The organism is Streptomyces sp. P5F9, assembly GCF_057961495.1.
In genome coordinates this window covers 1-1,181 of record NZ_JBXVPZ010000946.1, presented here as the reverse complement: position 1 = coordinate 1,181, position 1,181 = coordinate 1, and the positions used below count along the sequence as shown (strand labels likewise).

The following is a 1,181-nucleotide window of genomic DNA, read 5'->3' as shown; positions in this document are numbered from 1 at the left end:
CACCGCCCGCGCCGTCTACCCCCGCTTCGAGCCCGAACTGGCCCGGCTGGCCGACCTGTTGCCGCCCGACTGCGGCACGGCGGTCGACGTGGGCGGCTGGTACGGCCCCTGGACGCACCGGCTCTGGAGACACGCGCGCGAGGTGGTGACCGTAGAACCGGTCCCGCACCTGGCGCGGCTCCTCGAAGCCGCCGCCCCCGCGCACGCCCGGGTGATCCCGGCCGCCGCCTCCGACCGCCCCGGCACGGCCCGTCTGTGGCTGCCGCCGGACGACGAGGGCGACCGGGGTGTGTCCTCGCTGGTCCGCCGGGACATCCACGCCCGCGCCGTGCACGTCCAGTGCGTCACGCTCGACGGGCTGGGGCTGCGGGAGGTCGGTTTCATCAAGATCGACGTCGACGGCAGCGAACTGGCCGTCCTGCACGGCGCGACCGGCCTCCTGACCCGCGACCGCCCCGCCCTCTTCGTCGAGCTGGAGTCCCGCATCCAGCCGATCGCCCCGGTGGTGACCTATCTGTCGCTGCTCGGCTACGAGGGCTGGGTCCTCCCGGACCGGAACACGGACTGGGTCCGGCTCGCGGCCTTCCCCCTGGAGGAGCACCAGGCCCGGACCTCGTACGTCGTCTCCCAGGGGTTGCTGCGCCGGGTCCTGCCCTTCGCGCGCGGGCCCCGTTACGTCAACTCGGTCCTCTTCCTCGCCGACGGCCGCACCCCGGGTGTCAGTGCCGTGCGCGACGATGGATCGCATGCCCGAGACGAAACGCCCCGCGAGCCCCTTCGGCCCCCTCGACTTCCAGCTGGTCCTGCTGCGCCGCATGGCGGACCACAACCCGGACCTGGTCGAGAACGCCCGTCATGAGCTGGGCGTCTCGATCGCCGACATGCGCGAGGCCAACAAGCGGTGGCAGGCCATGCTGCACTCCGCGAGAGGCCGCGCCGCGGCATCCCGCTACCGCTCGATCCTCGGCGCCCCGGAGTCATCCGTAAAACGCCGGATCGGCGACGTGGACTGCGAGGCCTGGCAGTGGCCGGTCCCCCTCTGGCCCGACCTCCGCTTCGAGGTGCTCACCGCCCCGAACGGCGCCGTGTGGAACGAATGGCTGGTCCGCGCCCCGGGCGCCGCGCCCCCGCCCCTCCACACCCTCGACGATCTGACCCCCTGGTCCTGCACGGTCGACGAG

2 protein-coding genes are annotated in these 1,181 nt (G+C 73.4%); both read left to right on the top strand.

The features are described 5' to 3' along the window. Nucleotides 1-859: FkbM family methyltransferase (locus tag AC31A1_RS51695; protein ID WP_489659957.1), on the top strand; the 859-nt coding region annotated here is incomplete at its 5' end. After that, the coding region (locus tag AC31A1_RS51690; RefSeq protein ID WP_489659956.1) for a hypothetical protein at nucleotides 747-1,181 on the top strand (435 nt) is incomplete at its 3' end. The genes AC31A1_RS51695 and AC31A1_RS51690, both read left to right, overlap by 113 nt.